Source organism: Pseudomonas sp. 1 (genome assembly GCF_056626735.1).
The window spans coordinates 42,060-60,041 of the sequence record NZ_JBWXMQ010000018.1; the positions used below are offsets into that span (position 1 = coordinate 42,060).

Sequence of the window (17,982 nt, forward strand, 5' to 3'; positions counted from 1 at the left end):
CAAAAAGGGCGAACCCTCACAGGTTCGCCCTTTTTTGTATCTCGCGGTCTGGCCGATCAGTGCCGTTCGAGGGCATTCACCAGGTCATGGAAGGCTTCGCGGTTGGAATCGTTCAGCCCCATGAGGATCTTGTGCGCTTCGAGCACCTTGACCCGCACTACCTCCTCAGACTGATCCTGGTCCGGCAAGTCATCGAGGCATTCCGGGCATGGCACGGGATGGTTGACGATATTGAACACCTGCTCGAAACCCATCGACTGCAACAGACGCGTGATGTCCTCGTGGGTGGTGACCACGGTCGGCAGCAGGCCGACCTTCTGCCGCGACAGGATCGACAGTTTGGCCAGCAGGCCCAGCGTGGTGCTGTCGATGCTTCGGGTTTCGGTCAAATCGATCACGATCGCGTTGAAATTCAGCGCGGTGAAGATTTTTTCAATAGTCGCATCCAACGCCGAACACAGGGTCAGGCGAACTTCACCGACGAACTTCAGGACGAAGGTGCCATCCTGCTCGGCGAACTGGATTCTACCGGTACTCATTAAAGATTCCTGCTCAACACCAACAGGGCGATATCATCCGGCATCTCCCCTAGCGTGGCCAATCCAAAAACCTGCCGCAGACCATCCAGGCTGCCGCCCGCCAACTTCACCTTTTGCGGTAAAGCGGCTTCTTTCTCTTTGAGTGTGGGCTCTGGCAAAAGATCCAGAATGCCATCAGACATCAGCGTCAGGCTGAACGTCGGTGGCAGCTCGAGCACGTGGTCTTCGTAGGTGGCTTCGTTGAAAAGCCCCACGGGCAGACCGCGCCCCTCGAGGTAGCGAACACTGTCAGGCGTGTACAACACAGGCAACGGCAGATGGCCGCCGATGCTATAGGTCAACAAACCGGTCTCCTCGTCGATGACTCCACCGACCATTGTGACGTGTTTACCCAGCTTACAACTGATCAGCCCCCGGTTGATATGACCGAGGACTTCCGAAGGCTTGAATTCCGGCAGCGTGCCGTTGCGCTTGGATTCGAACAGCAAGCGCGTGGTCATGAACTTCAGCAGCACGGTAACGAACGCCGAAGAAGCGCCATGACCCGAGACATCCGCCAGGTAGAACGCTACCCGGCGCTCGTCTACCCGGAAGTAATCGACAAAATCACCCGACAGGTACAGCGACGGGATGATCTGGTGCGCAAACCTGAATTCGTCGATGGCCCACGGACTTTCCGGCAGCATGTTCATCTGCACCTGGCGACCGGCATTCTGGTCTTCCTGGAGCAGGTTCAGGCTGGCTTCGAGTTCGCGGTTGGCCTTTTCCAGTTTCTCGCGGTAGCGCTGGTTTTCCAGCAGCAGACGCGAACGATCCAGCGCCCGGCGCACGGAGTGCTCGAGCACCGCCAGATCTTCGAGAGGCTTGATCAGGTAATCCGCCGCGCCCAGGCGCAGGGCCTCGACTGCGTCGTTCATCACCCCGGCACCCGAAACCACGATCACCGGTGTCTGCGGCGACCGCTCAGTGACCTGACGGATGAGTTCGAGACCGCCCATCTGCGGCATGCGCAGATCGCAGATGACCAAGTCGGGCGTGTCTTGCTCGAATACCTGAAGACCCTGCTGGCCGTTACTGGCCTGCAAGACGCTGAAACCACTGTCTTCCAAATAGGCCGCGAGGCTCGCGCGCACTACTTCGTCATCATCGATTATCAGCAGCGTGGCACTGGTTTTTGGCATGTGGGCAAACGGCGCCAGAATTAGGTTGGCGTAGCAGGCGGGGCAACGGCCCGGCGCAGACTACTGGATTCGCTTTCTAGCCTCTCTGCTGCACCGCTTCGGAGCGTTTGCCCCGCACACGATTGCACCAGAGGTGCCCTTCTAAGGCGCAGACGGTACTCCCATCCTTCGACCGTTTCAAGCATGCGCCGATGGTCGCTTGGAGACTTTGTTTGTCAAATCACTCGCAGTTATAAGAACAGCATCAACCGTAACCCAATCATTGGACGCGCCCACAAAAAAGGCGACCTCGCGGTCGCCCTTTTCTGCCGATCAATCGAGATCAGAAATCGTCTTCGACCTGCCCGTCCTTGACCTTGAACTCGCGGTTCTGCAGGTAGGCGTTGCGGATGAAGGTGTACTTGTCGCCGCTGATCAGCTTCTCGCTCGACAGCAGGCTGGCGCGGGTGTCGACGATGTTCAGGCCGAAAATCGAGTTACGCACCGGCACATCGTTGATGTAGCGGTACGGGCCGGTGAAGCTGTCGACGTATTTGGACGGTGCATCGCGCAGGGTGCTCGGGCCCAACAGCGGCAGCATTACATAAGGACCGCTGCCGACGCCCCAGTAGCCGAGGGTCTGGCCGAAGTCTTCGTCGCTGCGGGTGAGACCCATTTTGGTGCCGACATCGAAGAAACCGAGCAGGCCGAAGGTGGTGTTGAAGATCAGGCGAGCGGTGTCGACGCCAGCGGCAGCCGGCTTGGCCTGAAGAATGTTGTTCGCCAGGTTGGTGACATCACCGACGTTGCGGAACATGTTGTGGATGCCGTCTTCCAGGAATTGCGGAGTAACAAATTCGTAGCCCTGCGCCAAAGGCTTCAGCGCATAGGTGTCGACGAAATCGTTGAACTGGAAGATCGGACGGTTGACGCTTTCCCAAGGGTCTTCTTCCGTTGCAGCCTGAGCGGCGAACGGCACCAGCATCACGCTGGCACATACACAAAGCTGAGCAAGAGGATGACTCAAGCGCATAGAAAACTCCTTGGATAGTACGGACGCAGCACCTGGGCCGCGGCGATAAGTGCGTCAGTATAAGACGGAAACGCTACTTTAGGCAGTTCCCCGGTAAATCCCTCCGTAGGACACTTCGTCATTGGCCTGTCATGCAACTGTCACCGATAGTGCCTAGCCTGATCGCTATTTCAGGGACGTTTTCCATGCCTCAAGCCGAAGCCTTGCCCGTCACCGCAACGACACTGACCGCGGTGCTGTTCGGACTCAGCGGCTGTCTGGTGGACTTCGGTGCCCGCGCCCGTCATCACGCCAGTATCGGCCCGGAACACGCCGATGCCACACCCGGAGCCCTCGACAGCCTGCGCAGCCTTCAGCACCAGCAAATTCCCTGCGCCTGGCTCGATGAGCTGTCCACGGCCTGCACTCAAGTGCTGTCATCGGCGCTGCCGGACTGGATCAAACCGTCGCAACATTCAGCAACAATCAAACCATGGCCGGCGCCCAATGCCTGCTGGCAGGCGTTGATGGGCTTGAATGTCGATCGTCTCGACGGTTGCGTGCTGGTCAGCGGTGAACCGCGCCTGCTGCAATCGGGCCTCAATGCCGGGCTGTGGACCATTGGCCTGGCGTCCTGCGGTTCACTGTGCGGCCTGGCGCCGAGCGAATGGCAGGCCCTGAGCCAGAAGGAACGCGAACAATTGCGTGGCAAGGCGACGGTGCAGTTGTTCGGCCTCGGCGTGCACTCGGTGATCGATCATCTGGGCGAACTCGACACCTGTCTGGCGGACATCAGCCTGCGTCGCCTCAAAGGCGAAAAGCCCTGACCGGGATCATGCAGGTTGGCCAAGAGTGGATTAGTCTTAAGGAGAGCCATAGACCTTTGGCGCACGGCTGCGGTCTATGCCAGTGCCTCTCGATAAAAGGAAACAACCATGCCCGCTCAAGAACTGCAAAAACAGCTCAATGCCCTGCGCGAGCAACTGGATCAAAATCCTCCGCTGACCGAAGCCGAGCGCGCTGATCTACATGCGCTGATGGCACAGATCGAATCCGAAATAAAACTGGAGACCGCGACTCAAGATTCCAGCATCGCCGATGGTGTCAATCTGGCAGTTGATCGCTTCGAACTCGAACACCCTGCCATCGCCGGCACATTGCGCAACATCATGAATTCCCTGGTCAGCATGGGCATCTGAAACCCGCGAATGCAAAAAAGCCCTGCCATCACTGGCAGGGCTTTTTCATGTCCGCGAGGCGGGTTATTGACGAACCAGACGGTGGTTCGGCAGTTGCACGCTTTCGGTGCTGCGGTACGGGTTGATGTCCAGCCCGCCCCGACGCACGTAACGCGCGAACACGGTGAGTTTTTCCGGTTTCAACAGGCGTTGCAGGTCGAGGAAGATCCGCTCCACGCATTGCTCGTGGAAGTCCGAGTGCTGACGGAAGCTGACGATGTATTCCAGCAGGCTGGCGTGATCCAGCGCCGCGCCTCTGTATTCCACCACCACGCTGCCCCAGTCCGGCTGGCTGGTCACCGGGCAGTTGGATTTGAGCAGATGACTGTGCACGCTCTCCTCGACCACACGCGAATCGTCACAGCGCAGCAGTTCAGGACGCGGATGTTCGTAGTTGCTGACGCTGATATCAAGATCGTCGATGCACACGCCCGGCAGCGCGACAACACCTTCGGCTTCGACATCTTTCAGGCTGCGAACCCGCACGCCCACCGGTTTGCCGGCAGCGGCGGACAGATCCTTGACCAGCGTTGCTTCCAGGCTTTCGATATCGGCAAACGGCGTCTGGTTCAGCGAGTTCAGGTACAGCTTGAACGACTTGGATTCGATGATGTTCGGCGAATCCGCCGGAATGCTGAATTCACCGATTGCCACCACCGGTTTGCCCGACGGCAGCAGCCACGACAGCTCGAAGCAGTTCCAGAAATCCACGCCTTTATACGGCAGGGTTTCGGCGGTCAGGCCCAGCTCGGCCCATTTCGCGGTGCGCGGAATCGGAAACAGCAGGGACGGTGTGTACGTGGCGATGTATTCGCTGGACTTGCCCAGCGGCGAATGTTCGGCTGCGGGATGCATGGCGGAAACCTGACTGAAGAATCAGCGGATTCTATCAGCCTTTGCTCCCGCCTTTGAGTGCTTACTGACTGACAGTCAGTTTGCCGACCATGCCGGCCTGGTAATGCCCGGGAATGTTGCAGGCAAATTCCAGGTTCACCGCTTTGCTGAAGGTCCAGGTCAACTCGGCGGTCTTGCCCGGCTCCACCAGCACGCTGTTGGGGTCGTCGTGCTTCATTCCATGCCCCATCGAGCCGTGATCCATGCCCGCCATATCGTGGGACATTTCCTTCATGCCGGTCGGCGTGAGCATGCCGCTTTGCTGCATCTGCAACATTTCCTCCTGGTGTTTCGCATGCATCGCCGCGTCGCCAAGGTTGAATTCGTGCAGCAACTGGCCTTTATTCACCAGTACAAAACGAACGGTCTCACCGGCCTTGATCTCGATCGCCTTCGGATCGAAGCTCATGTCGCCCATCACCACTTCAATGCTGCGGGTGGCCTTGGCCGCCGGGGCCGGCTGGCCGAAGTCATAAGTGTGCGCCGGTGATGCCCACAGCGGCGAACTCAGCGCCAGCAGAAACGCGGCAAGGGCCAGACGGTTGCGCAAAAACATAGTCGTACTCCAACAAATCAAGGTTCAGCCTGTGGGAAACTCTAGCCCGCCTGCGCTGGCAGCGACCTGACAGGCAGATTACAACTTTGTCAGGTTGGCGCTCACAGCGTGAGCCCACGGTATAACGTCCTCGTTCCCGCTACCCGAGTCGCCCATGAAACTGCTGATCGTCGAAGACCAACCGAAAACCGGCCAGTACCTGCGTCAGGGCCTGACCGAAGCCGGTTTCAACACCGAACTGGTGGCCGATGGCACCACCGGCCAGCAATTGGCGTTGAGCGGCGACTATGCGTTGCTGATCCTCGACGTGATGCTGCCGGGTCGCAATGGCTGGCAGATCCTGCAAGCGGTACGCAGCGCCGGTCTGGAAACGCCGATCCTGTTTCTGACCGCCAAGGACACCGTGGAAGACCGGGTTCACGGCCTGGAACTGGGCGCCGACGATTATCTGGTCAAACCGTTCGCCTTCTCTGAACTGCTGGCGCGGGTGCGCAGTCTGTTGCGTCGCGGCAGTTCCACACCTCAGGAAACCAGCCTGCGCCTGGCCGATCTGAGCCTGGACCTGATCCGCCGCCGGGTCGAACGCAGCGGTCAACGTATCGACCTCACCGCCAAGGAGTTCGCCCTGCTGGAAATGCTCCTGCGCCGCCAGGGCGAAGTGCTGCCCAAATCGCTGATCGCCTCACAGGTCTGGGACATGAATTTCGACAGCGACACCAATGTGATCGAAGTGGCGATTCGCCGACTGCGCCTGAAGATCGATGACGACTTCCCGAACAAGCTGATACACACCGTGCGCGGTATGGGTTACGTCCTGGAAGAGCGTGCCGACTGATGCGCCGACTGTCCTTGAGCGGCCGGCTGGCGCTGTTGTTCGCTGGCTGCACCGCTGCGGTTTCGTTGGTTGCGGGGGTGGTATTCAATCGGGCCAGCGAAGGTCACTTCATCGAACTCGACCAGCAACTGCTCGAAGGAAAACTGCTCAGCGTGCGTCAGACGCTGTTGAGTGGTAGCGACGCCGCGCACATCACTGATGAGTTGAGCCAACAAGGCGATGTCACGCTGCGCATCAGTAGCCCTGAGGGGCAGCGCTGGTTCGGCCGCTCGTTGCACGCCCCGGCAAATCTGCCGCAACAGCCCGGCCTGGCCACCATCAACGACAACGGCACCGATTATCGCGTGCTCAATGCCGCGCTTGAGCCGGAAAAACCTGATTCCCCGCAATTGACCTTGTTGCTGGACATCACCCACCACCAGCACTTCCTGCAACGCATGCAGCATCTGATCTGGCTGACCGTCGGCCTTTCGGCGCTGGCCACTGCGTTGCTGGGCGCCTGGGCCGCCCGCAGCGGTCTTCGCCCGTTACGCCGCATGAGTGCGGTGGCCCGTGGGATTTCGGCGCAATCGTTGAATGCCCGACTGCCGGAAGCGCGGATGCCCGCAGAACTTGCGGAATTGGCCCACAGCTTCAACGCCATGCTCGGACGTCTCGATGACTCCTTTCAGCGGCTGTCAGCGTTCTCCGCCGACATCGCCCATGAGCTGCGCACACCGCTGTCGAACCTGCTGACCCACACCCAGGTCACTCTCACCCGCCCTCGCCCCCTCGAAGACTATCGCGAAGCACTGCACAGCAACCTTGAAGAGCTGCAATGGATGGCGCAGTTGGTGAACGACATGCTTTATCTGGCCAAGGCTGACCACGGTTTGCTGGTGCCCAAACGTGAACCGCTGGATCTGGCGGAAGAAGCCGATGCATTGCTGGAGTTTTTTGCGCCGCTGGCCGAAGACGCTCAGGTCAGCCTGAGCCGTGACGGTGCGGGGCGGTTTGCGGGTGATCGCGCGATGTTGCGCCGGGCGCTTTCGAACCTGCTGGATAACGCGTTGCGCTTCACCCCTGCCGCCGGCGAAGTGCGTGTGAGGGTGGCCGAGCAGGCGAAATCCTTGAGGGTGACGGTGGAGAACAGTGGCGAAGGGATTTCTGCAGAGTTGTTGCCGCGCTTGTTCGATCGCTTCTACCGGGCGGATCCGGCGCGCCAGGAAGGCAGCAGCGAGCATGCGGGATTGGGGCTGGCGATTACTCAGTCGATCATCCGGGCCCATGGCGGGCAGATTCATTGCGAATCGGATCAGGGCTGGACGCGGTTTGTGATTGAGTTGCCCAAGGATTGAGTCCAGCAGTGCTGGCCCCTTCGCGAGCAAGCTCGCTCCCACAAGTACCGAGTCGCACCACAATTTTGTGAGCACTCCATAACACTGTGGGAGCGAGCTTGCTCGCGAAGGCGGTCTCGAAGCTTACGAATATCTCAAGGCGTGCGCCGGTTCGATCTTCGCCGCCCGCCACGCTGGATAAACGGTGGCCAGGAAGCTGAGGATGAAGCCTGCCGAGCAGATCAGCAGGACATCGCCGCCCTGCAACTCCGATGGCAGGTTGCTGACGAAGTAGACGTCCGAACTGAAGATGTGCTGCCCGGTCACTCGCTCGACCCAGCCCACCATCTCACTGACATTCAGCGCGGCAATCACGCCCAGAACGCCACCGATAATGGTGCCGACGATGCCGATCACCGTGCCCTGCACCATGAAGATCGCCATGATCTGCCGTGGTGTGGCGCCGATAGTGCGCAGGATCGCGATGTCGGCACCCTTGTCGTTAACCACCATGATCAGGGTCGCGATGATGTTGAAGGCTGCCACCGCGACAATCATCAGCAGCAACAGGCCAATCATGGTTTTTTCCATCTTCATCGCGCTGAACAGGCTGCCCTGGGTGTGGGTCCAGTCATCGGCCTTGAAGTCGGCGCCGAGGCCGCTGGCAATGTCCGACGAAACTTTCGGCGCGGCATACAGATCCTTCACCGCCAGACGCACGCTCTGCACCTGATTCGGCTCCCAGTGCTGCATGGTCGCGGCGTCGGAGACGTGGATCAGGCCCATGGAACCGTCGAGTTCGGCACCGACCTTGAACACGCCGACCACGTTCAGCCGCTGCATGCGCGGGGTGATGCCGCCCGGTGCGGTGCTGACTTCCGGGACAATCAGGGTGATCTTGTCGCCGACATTGAGGCGAAAACGCCGGGCGGTGATTTCGCCGAGCACTACGCCGAACTCACCCGGTTTCAAGGCATCGAGACGGCCCTGAACGATGTGCTGGGCAACGATCGACACCTTGCCTTCCTGGGCCGGGTCGACGCCACTGATCTGGATCGGCTGCATCATGCCCTTGTAGGACAGCATGCCCTCCATCTCGGTGAACGGCACCGCAGCCGTCACTTCCGGGTTTTTCATCGCAGCGGCGGCGACTGGCTGCCAGTCATCGATCGGCTTGACGCCGACAATGGTCGCGTGAGGCACCATGCCGAGGATGCGCGAACTCATTTCGCGCTGGAAGCCGTTCATCACCGACAACACCACGATCATCGCCAGTACGCCGAGGGCGAGGCCGATCATCGAGGTCATCGAAATGAACGAAACAAAGCGATTGCGGCGCTTGGCGCGGGTATAGCGCGTGCCGATAAAGATCGATAACGGTCTGAACATTCGCTGGGGCACCGTATAAAAATAAAAGACCCGACGCCTTTTCAGGCATCGGGTTTCAACGCGTCAGATTGGCGTCAGGCAGCCTTCATTGAGGTGCAGGACGCGGTCCATCTGGCGAGCCAGGTTCATGTCGTGAGTCACCACCAGAAACGCCGTGCGCATCGAAGTGCTGAGTTCCAGCATCAGATCCTGAATGCCTTCGGCGGTATGGGAATCGAGGTTGCCGGTCGGCTCGTCGAGCATCACCAGCCCAGGATTGTTCACCAACGCCCGGGCAATGGCCACACGCTGACGTTCGCCACCGGACAGTTCCGCCGGTTTGTGTTCCAGGCGATGGCCCAGACCGACCCGCTCCAGTAACGCCGTTGCACGCTGACGGGCTTCCGGTATCGCGGTCTTGCCAATCAGCAGCGGCATGCAGACGTTTTCCAGCGCGGTAAATTCCGGCAGCAGGTGGTGGAACTGGTACACGAACCCGAGGGCGCGGTTACGCAGCAGACCACGTTTCTTCTCGCTCAGCGCCGACAGTTCTTCACCGTCGAGCCAGACACTGCCCTTGGTCGGCGTGTCGAGACCGCCCAGCAGGTTGAGCAAGGTACTTTTGCCCGAACCGGATTTGCCGACGATCGCCACCCGCTCACCCGGATGCAGTTCCAGTTGCAGGTTGGCCAGCACTTCCACCGACTCCGGGCCTTCCTCGTAGGATTTGCCCAGGTTGCGGCAGCTCAAGATTGCTTTTTCACTCATGCCCGACTCACTCATAACGTAGCGCCTCCGCCGGCTGGGTGCGCGCTGCACGCCAGGCTGGATACAGGGTGGCGAGGAAACTCAGGACCAACGCAGCGGCGCAGACCATGACCACGTCCTGGCTCTGCACCTGCGACGGCAGGTAATCGATGAAATACACATCGGCGTTGAGGAATTTGTGTCCGATCACGCCTTCGAGGGCCGAAATCGCGGCGCTGACGTTGAGCGCGGCGAAGATCCCGACCACAGCGCCGATGGCCGTGCCGACCACACCGATCACCGTGCCCTGCACCATGAATGTGCGCATGATCGTGCCCGGCGTGGCGCCCAGTGTGCGCAGAATGGCGATGTCGCCCTTCTTGTCGTTCACCACCATCACCAGCGTGGAAATGATGTTGAATGCCGCCACGGCGACGATCAGCAGCAACAGCAGACCGATCATGGCTTTTTCCATGCGGATCGCCTGATACAGGTTGCCGTGGGTACGGGTCCAGTCGCGGGCGTAGTAACGGTCTTCGCCGAGGCGCTGGGCAATGTTCCACGCCTCACGCGGCGCCTGGAACAGATCGTCGAACTTGAGGCGCAGACCTTGCACCTGATCGGGCTTCCAGCGGTGCATTTTCGCCAGATCCTGCAGGTTGGTGACGCCCAGGTAACCGTCCAGCTCACCGGCGCCGACATGGAAGATGCCGACTACGGTGAAGCGCTTCATGCGCGGGAACATGCCGGCCGGGGTCACGCTGACCTCCGGCGCGACGAAGGTGACCTTGTCACCGAGGCCCACGCCGAGCTTGGTCGCGGCCTTGTCGCCGATCACGATGCCGAAGCTGCCCGGCGTCAGGTCGTCAAGTTTGCCCTGCTTCATGAAGTTGTCGATGATCGAGACGTTGCGCTCCAGCGCCGGGTCGATGGCATTGAGCAACACCTTGGACACCTGGCCGTTATTGGTCAGCAATCCCTGCATCTGGGTGAACGGCGCAACGGCCGCCACCTGCGGGTTCTGCTTGACCTTGGCGGCCAGGCTCGGCCAGTCGCTGATGGCTTCACCGGACTCGATGGTCGCGTGGGGCACCATGCCCAGCACGCGGGTGCGCATCTCATGATCGAAGCCGTTCATCACCGAAAGCACCACGATCATCACGACCACGCCAAGGGCGAGCCCGATCATCGAAGTCAGGGAAATGAATGACACAAAATGATTGCGACGCTTTGCACGGGTATAACGCGTGCCGATAAATACGAAGAGAGGTCTGAACATGTCGGGGCTTGTTCGGAGGGAAAAGGAACGTCCTTGTGGCGGGGGTCGATAACCAGCTTTACACTCAGACCACCGCCGCTACCATGGGTTCGCCATGTCGACATTAGATGAAGAAGATCGCCGCGAATACTACCGTATCGAGGACATGATCGCACTGGAAATTCGGCCCCTGTCCGCTCCCGAAGCTGCAGGCCAGGAAGTGTTGCAGGATGCTTCCCCATTGTTCAACCTGCTCAGCGAACTGCACCTGAGCGAATTCGAGTCGCAGCACCTGCTGCGCCAGATCAGTGAACGCGACCGTGCCATCTCGGCGTTCCTGAAATCCCAGAACAAACGCATCGACCTGCTCAGCCAGGTGGTCGCCCTGACCGTGCTCGGCCATATCGGCGAGCCGCAACCGGTGATCATCTCCGAGGGCGGGGTCGACTTTCAGCACCCGACCCCGATCGCCACCGGCGCTCACCTGTCGGTGAAACTGGTGCTGATGCCCCAGGCGCTTGGCCTGTTGCTGCGCGCCCGCGTCACCCATTGCGACCGCAAGGGCGACGGCTACGACGTCGGCACCGAGTTCGAACACCTGACCGACGCCCAGCGCCAGTTGCTTGCCCGCTATATCTTGCAGAAGCAGGCCCAGGAACGACGCCTGGCCCGCGAACAAAATGAATCAGGCATTTAATTAAGGAAGAACCGTGACCCTCATCTACGGCCACCGCGGCGCCAAGGGCGAAGCACCGGAAAACACCCTGACCAGTTTTCAGGAATGTCTAAAGCACGGCGTACGCCGTTGCGAATTGGATCTGCACCTGTCCAAGGACGGCGAGCTGATGGTCATCCACGACCCGACCCTCAAGCGCACCACCGACCGGCGCGGCAAGGTGGCCGAGCACACTGCCGCCGACCTGGTGACCTACGACGCCCGCAAGGGCGGCCCCGGCTGGATCAAGCCGTGCCCGATTCCGACCCTGGAAGAATTGTTCGAGAAATGTGATTTCGATCACTGGCAGCTCGAAGTCAAAAGCGCTTCACGCACCCGCGCAGCCACCACCGTTCTGGCCATTCGTGAAATGGCGGTCAGGCACGGACTGCTCGACAAGGTGACGATCACCTCGAGCTCTCGGGAAGTGTTGAAGGCGGCGCTGGATCTGGTACCGGACGTGTCACGGGGCCTGGTGGCGGAATACGCCTGGCTCGACCCGCTGAAGGTCGCCGCAAACTACGGCTGCGAGATTCTGGCCTTGAACTGGACGCTGTGTACGCCGGAACGCCTGCAAAAGGCGCAACGTCAAGGGCTGCATGTGTCGGTGTGGACCGTCAACGAGCCTGCGCTGATGCGCAGACTCGCCGACTTCGGCGTTGACAGCCTGATTACAGACTTTCCCGGTTTGGCCACTGCCACCCTCGGGAATTGCTGAAATCGGTCTCCCCGGCCGGCTCAGGCCACCGGCCGGAGCCCGTCAAAAAAGCCGGTTGAGGCCGTCGTACGCCGCTACCCGATAGGCTTCGGCCATGGTCGGGTAGTTGAACGTCGTGTTGACGAAGTACTTCAGGGTATTCAGTTCGCCCGGCTGGTTCATGATCGCCTGACCGATGTGCACGATCTCCGACGCCTGATAACCGAAGCAGTGAACGCCCAGCACTTCCAGGGTTTCACGGTGGAACAGGATCTTCAGCATGCCCTGCGGCTCGCCGGCGATCTGTGCACGCGCCATGCTCTTGAAGAACGCCTTGCCCACTTCGTACGGCACTTTGGCCTGGGTCAGTTCCTGCTCGTTCTTGCCGATCGAGCTGATCTCCGGAATGGTGTAGATGCCAGTCGGCACGTCATTCACGAAACGCCAGCTGCCATTGTCAACGATGCTGCCAGCGGCCGAACGGCCCTGGTCGTGGGCGGCACTGGCCAGGCTCGGCCAGCCGATCACGTCACCGGCGCCATAGATGTTCTGCACACAGGTGCGGTAGTTCTCGTCGACTTCGATCTGGCCACGGCTGTTGACCTTGACCCCGATGTTTTCCAGACCCAACTGGTCGGTATTACCGGTACGGCCGTTACACCAGAGCAAGGCGTCGGCCTTGATCTTCTTGCCGGACTTCAGGTGCAGGATCACGCCGTTGTCCACGCCTTCGACGCGGTCATACTCTTCGTTGTGACGCACGGTGATGTTGTTGTTGCTGAAGTGGTAGCTCAACGCCTGGGAGATTTCCGAGTCGAGGAAGCTCAGAAGCTGACCGCGGTTGTCCACCAGTTCGACCAGCACGCCCAGACCGCTGAAGATCGAAGCGTATTCGCAACCGATCACGCCGGCGCCGTAAACGATCAGTTTGCGCGGGGTGTGGCCGAGGCTGAGGATGGTGTCGCTATCGTAGATACGCGGGTGGTGGAAATCGATGTCCGCCGGGCGATAAGGACGCGAACCGGTGGCGATGATGATGTGCTTGGCCACCAGTTTCTCGACCACGCCGTTGGCGCAGACCACTTCGATGGTTTGCTCGTCGGCGAAGCTGCCGGTACCGAAGAACACGTCGACGCGGTTACGGGCGTAGTAGCCGGTACGCGAAGCGACTTGCTTGGAGATGACTTTCTCGGCGCTTTTCAACACATCCGGGAAGGAGAACCAGCGCGGCTCGCCGATCGCACGGAACATCGGGTTGGTGTTGAACTGCATGATCTGCCGCACCGAGTGACGCAGTGCCTTGGACGGGATGGTGCCCAGGTGGGTGCAGTTGCCGCCGACCTGGCGACGGCTGTCGACCATCGCCACCTTGCGCCCTGCTTTGGCGGCGTTCATTGCCGCGCCTTCTCCCGCCGGGCCGGAACCCAGCACCACCACGTCGTAGTTGTAGACAGCCATGCGTACTCCTCAGAACAGGCCGCGGTGCCAGCAGCACCGGCGGCTAAATCACGCCGAACGACGGCGCGAAGGAACAATTGGGGGCCAGTAGAAAACCCGGACACAGTCTATAGAAGCGTCAACGCCGCGCACATTAACCCTTGGTCGCGTCGTAGGCTACTTTTGCCTGCACTACAACGCCAGCTTTCGTACTGTTCTCAGTCAACTTTTGCGTCACTGAGCCGTTCGAAAGCGTGACTGGTGCGTGTGACGAAACCTGTATCGGCACGAATCACAAAGAATGCACCAATGTCGTGTTTTTCGGCATAGTCCCAGGCCCTTTCAGGCCCGAGAATCAGCAACAGCGTCGATAGTCCATCGGCCATCAGCGTTGAAGGATGAATGACCGTGACCGACGCCAGATCGTGCAGGACCGGCGCACCGGTCCGGGCATCGAAGGTGTGGGAATAGCGCCGGCCATCCTGCTGAAAATAGTTGCGATAGTCGCCGGAGGTGGACAAGCCATAGCCATCGATGTTGATGACGCGCTCTGCCACCTGCTGATCATCTCGCGGTTCTTCCAGTGCGACACGCCATGGCGAACCGTCGGGTTTCTTGCCGGACGCCTTGAGCTCGCCGGTGGCTTGCGCGAGATAGTCATGGATGCCCAGGGCTTCGAGTCGCGCAGCAATGGCATCGACCGCGTAACCGGCGGCGATGCTGTTGAAATCCACCTCGACCGCCGCGTCCTTGCACAACCGATCGCCGTCGATACGTAGATGTTGATGACCGACCCGCTGGCGAACCTCGGCCAGTGCCGCCGCGTCCGGGACTTTTTCTTCGCGCCCCTGCGGGCCGAAACCCCATAGATTCATCAGCGGCTCAACCGTTAGGTCGTAGGAGCCTTCGCTTTGCTGCGACAGCTGTTCGCCCATGCGGACCATTTCCAGGATCGGCGCGGGCATGACCTGACAGCGATCAGCCGGCAACTCATTGAAGCGCGAGATGTCGGAGTCCGCGCGATAAGTCGACATCTGCCGGTCGACATCCGCGAGGATTTTTTCCACTTCGACACGCACTTCCTGCGGGGCAGGCAGATTGGCGTGGCGCACGTACTTGATCGAGTAAGTGCTGCCCATCGTCGGGCCACCAATAGTCTCGAGGGAATCGCCGTTGCCGCAGCCGGATAAAACCCCGGCCAGCAGCACGAGAATCCCCCACCGTCCAGTTAACAATTCTTCATCTCCTCGCAAAACAGCGCCGGCCATTATGGGCTACGAGCGCAACGCTTTCTTACAAGATTTAGAGCGAGTACCTACCCATGTCTTCCACGACCGGCAAAGGCAAGGCGATTTTTCGCGTTGTCAGCGGCAACTTTCTCGAGATGTTCGACTTCATGGTCTACGGCTTCTATGCCACGGCCATTGCCAAGACCTTCTTTCCCACCGACAGCGCCTTCGCTTCCTTGATGCTTTCCCTGGCCACTTTTGGTGCCGGTTTCCTGATGCGTCCGCTGGGGGCGATTTTTCTCGGCGCCTACATCGACCGGCACGGCCGACGTCAGGGCCTGATCATCACATTGGCCCTGATGGCGGCCGGCACCGTACTGATTGCCTGCGTGCCGGGCTACGCCACCCTTGGGGTGGCCGCGCCGCTGATCGTGCTGTTCGGCCGCTTGCTGCAAGGCTTCTCGGCTGGCGTCGAATTAGGTGGCGTGTCGGTGTACCTGGCGGAAATCGCCACGCCGGGCCGCAAGGGTTTTTTCGTCAGTTGGCAGTCCGCCAGCCAGCAAGCCGCCGTGGTGTTCGCCGGCCTGCTCGGTGTCGGCCTCAACCACTGGCTGAGCCCGGAACAGATGGGCGAATGGGGCTGGCGCGTGCCGTTCCTGATCGGCTGCATGATCGTCCCGGTGATTTTCGTCATCCGTCGCTCGCTGGAGGAAACCCCGGAGTTCCAGGCGCGCAAACATCGCCCTACCGTGCAGGAAATCGTCCGTTCGATCGGTCAGAACTTTGGCATCGTCATCGCCGGCATGGCGCTGGTGGTCATGACGACGGTGTCGTTCTACCTGATCACGGCGTACACGCCGACGTTCGGCAAGGCGGAATTGCACCTGTCTGACTTCGATGCGTTGCTGGTGACCGTGTGCATCGGTCTGTCGAACTTCTTCTGGCTGCCGGTGATGGGCGCAGTGTCTGACAAGGTGGGGCGCAAACCCCTACTGTTGGCGGCGACGATTCTGGCGATCCTGACCGCTTATCCGGCGTTGTCGTGGCTGGTAGCGAACCCGAGCTTCAGCCATCTCCTGGTTGTCGAATTGTGGCTGTCGTTTCTGTACGGCTCATACAACGGGGCAATGGTGGTGGCGCTCACCGAGATCATGCCGGTAGAAGTTCGTACGACCGGCTTCTCGCTGGCCTACAGCCTGGCCACCGCAACCTTTGGTGGTTTTACGCCGGCGGCCTGCACTTATCTGATCCATGTGCTGGACAACAAGGCGGCACCGGGGATCTGGCTCAGTGGTGCAGCGGTACTGGGCCTGATCGCCACACTGGTGCTGTTCCGTGGCAACAAGCACGAATTGCGCACGGCACAAGCCGCTATCCCCCGCTAAGGCAAATCGCGCACAAACAAAAACGCCCCGACCAGAGTCGGGGCGTTTTCATTTGCGGCTAAGGCTTAGCGCGGGAACGCTGGCGGATTTACACCGGCCATGTCTTCCATCACGCGAACCACCTGGCAGCTGTAACCGAACTCGTTGTCGTACCAGACATACAGAACAACGCGGTTGTCCTGGGTAATGGTTGCCTCGGCATCCACGACACCAGCGTGACGCGAGCCCACGAAGTCAGTGGAAACCACTTCCTGCGAGCTGACGTAGTCGATCTGCTTGTGCAAATCCGAGTGCATGGCCATCTGGCGCAGGTACTCGTTGATTTCTTCGCGAGTGGTGGCCTTTTCCAGGTTCAGATTCAGAATGGCCATCGACACGTTTGGCGTAGGAACGCGAATCGCGTTACCGGTCAGCTTGCCCTTGAGCACTGGCAACGCCTTGGCGGCTGCAGTGGCAGCACCGGTCTCGGTGATTACCATGTTCAGCGGCGCGGCGCGGCCACGACGGCTGCCCTTGTGGAAGTTGTCGATCAGGTTCTGGTCGTTGGTGAACGAGTGAACGGTTTCAACGTGGCCGTTGACGATGCCGTACTGGTCGTTGACAGCCTTGAGCACCGGCACGATGGCGTTGGTGGTGCAGGACGCCGCCGAGATGATCTTGTCGTCAGGCGTGATGTCGCCATGGTTGATGCCGTGAACGATGTTCTTCAACGCGCCTTTACCCGGAGCGGTGAGAATCACGCGGGCAGCGCCCGGGCAGGCCAGGTGCTGTCCCAGACCGTCGGCATCACGCCATACACCTGTGTTGTCCACGATCAGAGCGTTTTCGATGCCGTACTGGGTATAGTCGACTTCGCTCGGGCTCTTGGCGTAGATCACCTGAATCAGGTTGCCGTTGGCGGTAATGGTGTTGTTTTCTTCGTCGATGGTGATGGTGCCATCGAACGGGCCGTGAACCGAATCACGACGCAGCAGGCTGGCACGTTTGACCAGGTCGTTTTCAGAGCCCTTGCGTACCACGATGGCGCGCAGACGCAAGCCGTCGCCACCACCGGTTTTTTCGATCAGGATGCGCGCCAGCAGACGGCCGATACGACCGAAGCCGTACAGCACGACGTCAGTGCCTTTACGCGCCGAAGCGTTCTGCTGACCAACGACATCGGCCAGTTCTTCGCGAACGAATTGTTCAGCGGTGCGGCCATTGCCTTCAGCGCGGAACTTGAACGCCAACTTGCCCATATCCACCGAAGCCGCGCCGAGCTTCAGCTCGCTCATGGCCTTGAGAAGAGGGAATGTTTCGTGGACGGAGAGTTCGCTGTCGTCGGAAGAGCGGTGGCGAGCAAAGCGGTGGGCTTTGAGAATCGCGATGACAGACTGGTTGATCAGGCTGCGGCCATAGATCGAGCTCACCACGTTGTTGTTGCGGTAGAGCTGACCGATAAGCGGAATCATCGCTTCTGCGAGTGCTTCACGGTCGATCCATTCACCAAGACACTGGTCGGGCTTCTGAGTCACGGTAACCTTCCACATGTAGGGGCAGAAAAAAGGGGCTACATTATGCCGCCGAGAACCTCTCGTAGCAATGCGCGCCTGTCGC

18 protein-coding genes are annotated in these 17,982 nt (G+C 60.1%); 7 read left to right on the forward strand and 11 right to left on the reverse strand.

Annotation, left to right across the window (positions count from 1 at the left end):
* Positions 1 to 56: 56 nt before the first annotated feature.
* The 3 genes from rssC to AC1MDC_RS23835 form a co-directional block, all read right to left on the reverse strand.
* The gene (gene rssC / locus AC1MDC_RS23825) at positions 57 to 539 is read right to left on the reverse strand and encodes an anti-sigma factor antagonist RssC (protein WP_024013621.1); all 483 of its coding nucleotides are present in this window, start codon (positions 537 to 539) and stop codon (positions 57 to 59) included.
* Positions 539 to 1,720 carry a two-component system response regulator RssB gene (rssB, locus tag AC1MDC_RS23830; RefSeq protein ID WP_085700490.1) on the reverse strand — a complete coding sequence of 394 codons (1,182 nt, stop codon included), beginning with the start codon at positions 1,718 to 1,720 and terminating at the stop codon, positions 539 to 541. Before rssB ends, rssC begins: the two co-directional genes overlap by 1 nt.
* Positions 1,721 to 2,042: 322 nt before the next feature.
* On the reverse strand, positions 2,043 to 2,732 hold the full coding sequence (locus tag AC1MDC_RS23835) for an MlaA family lipoprotein (protein ID WP_085700491.1): 690 nt from the start codon (positions 2,730 to 2,732) through the stop codon (positions 2,043 to 2,045).
* Between the two features lie 185 nt (positions 2,733 to 2,917).
* On the opposite strand from AC1MDC_RS23835, the gene pcrP reads away from it, so the two are divergent.
* Positions 2,918 to 3,538 (forward strand): HAD superfamily inactivated hydrolase PcrP, encoded by a 621-nt coding sequence (gene pcrP / locus AC1MDC_RS23840; RefSeq protein ID WP_480393802.1) that lies wholly within the window; start codon positions 2,918 to 2,920, stop codon positions 3,536 to 3,538.
* Between the two features lie 108 nt (positions 3,539 to 3,646).
* Positions 3,647 to 3,910 carry a DUF4404 family protein gene (locus AC1MDC_RS23845; RefSeq protein ID WP_085700493.1) on the forward strand — a complete coding sequence of 88 codons (264 nt, stop codon included), beginning with the start codon at positions 3,647 to 3,649 and terminating at the stop codon, positions 3,908 to 3,910.
* Between the two features lie 63 nt (positions 3,911 to 3,973).
* Here the strand turns inward: AC1MDC_RS23845 and queF are convergent, their stop codons facing one another.
* Together queF and copI are read right to left on the reverse strand one after the other, a co-directional pair.
* Entirely contained in the window at positions 3,974 to 4,804 is an 831-nt protein-coding gene (queF, locus tag AC1MDC_RS23850; RefSeq protein WP_085704574.1) for an NADPH-dependent 7-cyano-7-deazaguanine reductase QueF, read from the reverse strand.
* A gap of 61 nt (positions 4,805 to 4,865) precedes the next feature.
* Positions 4,866 to 5,399, reverse strand: a complete 534-nt coding sequence (copI, locus tag AC1MDC_RS23855) for a copper-resistant cuproprotein CopI (protein WP_480393803.1) — start codon at positions 5,397 to 5,399, stop codon at positions 4,866 to 4,868.
* A 154-nt stretch (positions 5,400 to 5,553) separates the two neighbouring features.
* Between copI and AC1MDC_RS23860 the strand changes: the two genes are divergently transcribed.
* Positions 5,554 to 6,234, forward strand: coding sequence for a heavy metal response regulator transcription factor (locus AC1MDC_RS23860; protein WP_011335179.1), 681 nt, complete (start codon positions 5,554 to 5,556; stop codon positions 6,232 to 6,234).
* Entirely contained in the window at positions 6,234 to 7,571 is a 1,338-nt protein-coding gene (locus tag AC1MDC_RS23865; protein ID WP_480393804.1) for a heavy metal sensor histidine kinase, read from the forward strand. Before AC1MDC_RS23860 ends, AC1MDC_RS23865 begins: the two co-directional genes overlap by 1 nt.
* A gap of 123 nt (positions 7,572 to 7,694) precedes the next feature.
* Here AC1MDC_RS23865 and AC1MDC_RS23870 read toward each other — a convergent pair whose 3' ends face one another.
* From AC1MDC_RS23870 to AC1MDC_RS23880, 3 genes are all read right to left on the reverse strand, one after another.
* Complete coding sequence (locus tag AC1MDC_RS23870) at positions 7,695 to 8,939, reverse strand: lipoprotein-releasing ABC transporter permease subunit (protein WP_011335181.1); 1,245 nt, start codon at positions 8,937 to 8,939, stop codon at positions 7,695 to 7,697.
* 63 nt (positions 8,940 to 9,002) lie between these two features.
* The gene (gene lolD, locus AC1MDC_RS23875; protein WP_170929775.1) at positions 9,003 to 9,686 is read right to left on the reverse strand and encodes a lipoprotein-releasing ABC transporter ATP-binding protein LolD; all 684 of its coding nucleotides are present in this window, start codon (positions 9,684 to 9,686) and stop codon (positions 9,003 to 9,005) included.
* Between the two features lie 7 nt (positions 9,687 to 9,693).
* Complete coding sequence (locus AC1MDC_RS23880; protein WP_480393805.1) at positions 9,694 to 10,944, reverse strand: lipoprotein-releasing ABC transporter permease subunit; 1,251 nt, start codon at positions 10,942 to 10,944, stop codon at positions 9,694 to 9,696.
* Positions 10,945 to 11,038: 94 nt separating this feature from the next.
* On the opposite strand from AC1MDC_RS23880, the gene AC1MDC_RS23885 reads away from it, so the two are divergent.
* Both AC1MDC_RS23885 and AC1MDC_RS23890 read left to right on the forward strand, forming a co-directional pair.
* Positions 11,039 to 11,620, forward strand: coding sequence for a PilZ domain-containing protein (locus AC1MDC_RS23885; protein ID WP_085704564.1), 582 nt, complete (start codon positions 11,039 to 11,041; stop codon positions 11,618 to 11,620).
* 13 nt (positions 11,621 to 11,633) lie between these two features.
* Positions 11,634 to 12,356 (forward strand): glycerophosphodiester phosphodiesterase, encoded by a 723-nt coding sequence (locus AC1MDC_RS23890; RefSeq protein WP_085700499.1) that lies wholly within the window; start codon positions 11,634 to 11,636, stop codon positions 12,354 to 12,356.
* A 42-nt stretch (positions 12,357 to 12,398) separates the two neighbouring features.
* Here the strand turns inward: AC1MDC_RS23890 and sthA are convergent, their stop codons facing one another.
* Positions 12,399 to 13,793 (reverse strand): Si-specific NAD(P)(+) transhydrogenase, encoded by a 1,395-nt coding sequence (sthA, locus tag AC1MDC_RS23895; RefSeq protein ID WP_007953019.1) that lies wholly within the window; start codon positions 13,791 to 13,793, stop codon positions 12,399 to 12,401.
* Positions 13,794 to 13,990: 197 nt separating this feature from the next.
* On the reverse strand, positions 13,991 to 15,040 hold the full coding sequence (locus tag AC1MDC_RS23900; protein ID WP_480393806.1) for an FAD:protein FMN transferase: 1,050 nt from the start codon (positions 15,038 to 15,040) through the stop codon (positions 13,991 to 13,993).
* A gap of 53 nt (positions 15,041 to 15,093) precedes the next feature.
* On the opposite strand from AC1MDC_RS23900, the gene tcuC reads away from it, so the two are divergent.
* Positions 15,094 to 16,386: a tricarballylate/proton symporter TcuC gene (gene tcuC, locus AC1MDC_RS23905; protein WP_480393807.1), complete on the forward strand. Its 1,293-nt coding sequence runs from the start codon at positions 15,094 to 15,096 to the stop codon at positions 16,384 to 16,386.
* A 65-nt stretch (positions 16,387 to 16,451) separates the two neighbouring features.
* Here tcuC and AC1MDC_RS23910 read toward each other — a convergent pair whose 3' ends face one another.
* A complete protein-coding gene (locus AC1MDC_RS23910; protein WP_262196206.1) occupies positions 16,452 to 17,915 on the reverse strand; it encodes a glyceraldehyde-3-phosphate dehydrogenase in 1,464 nt (487 codons plus the stop codon).
* Positions 17,916 to 17,982 lie beyond the last annotated feature (67 nt).

Coding starts and splice junctions, on each gene's coding strand:
- rssC (WP_024013621.1), bottom strand. CDS start 539: ATGAGTACCGGTAGAATCCAGTTCGCCGAGCAGGATGGCACCTTCGTC.
- rssB (WP_085700490.1), bottom strand. CDS start 1,720: ATGCCAAAAACCAGTGCCACGCTGCTGATAATCGATGATGACGAAGTA.
- AC1MDC_RS23835 (WP_085700491.1), bottom strand. CDS start 2,732: ATGCGCTTGAGTCATCCTCTTGCTCAGCTTTGTGTATGTGCCAGCGTG.
- pcrP (WP_480393802.1), top strand. CDS start 2,918: ATGCCTCAAGCCGAAGCCTTGCCCGTCACCGCAACGACACTGACCGCG.
- AC1MDC_RS23845 (WP_085700493.1), top strand. CDS start 3,647: ATGCCCGCTCAAGAACTGCAAAAACAGCTCAATGCCCTGCGCGAGCAA.
- queF (WP_085704574.1), bottom strand. CDS start 4,804: ATGCATCCCGCAGCCGAACATTCGCCGCTGGGCAAGTCCAGCGAATAC.
- copI (WP_480393803.1), bottom strand. CDS start 5,399: ATGTTTTTGCGCAACCGTCTGGCCCTTGCCGCGTTTCTGCTGGCGCTG.
- AC1MDC_RS23860 (WP_011335179.1), top strand. CDS start 5,554: ATGAAACTGCTGATCGTCGAAGACCAACCGAAAACCGGCCAGTACCTG.
- AC1MDC_RS23865 (WP_480393804.1), top strand. CDS start 6,234: ATGCGCCGACTGTCCTTGAGCGGCCGGCTGGCGCTGTTGTTCGCTGGC.
- AC1MDC_RS23870 (WP_011335181.1), bottom strand. CDS start 8,939: ATGTTCAGACCGTTATCGATCTTTATCGGCACGCGCTATACCCGCGCC.
- lolD (WP_170929775.1), bottom strand. CDS start 9,686: ATGAGTGAAAAAGCAATCTTGAGCTGCCGCAACCTGGGCAAATCCTAC.
- AC1MDC_RS23880 (WP_480393805.1), bottom strand. CDS start 10,944: ATGTTCAGACCTCTCTTCGTATTTATCGGCACGCGTTATACCCGTGCA.
- AC1MDC_RS23885 (WP_085704564.1), top strand. CDS start 11,039: ATGTCGACATTAGATGAAGAAGATCGCCGCGAATACTACCGTATCGAG.
- sthA (WP_007953019.1), bottom strand. CDS start 13,793: ATGGCTGTCTACAACTACGACGTGGTGGTGCTGGGTTCCGGCCCGGCG.
- AC1MDC_RS23900 (WP_480393806.1), bottom strand. CDS start 15,040: ATGGCCGGCGCTGTTTTGCGAGGAGATGAAGAATTGTTAACTGGACGG.
- tcuC (WP_480393807.1), top strand. CDS start 15,094: ATGTCTTCCACGACCGGCAAAGGCAAGGCGATTTTTCGCGTTGTCAGC.
- AC1MDC_RS23910 (WP_262196206.1), bottom strand. CDS start 17,915: ATGTGGAAGGTTACCGTGACTCAGAAGCCCGACCAGTGTCTTGGTGAA.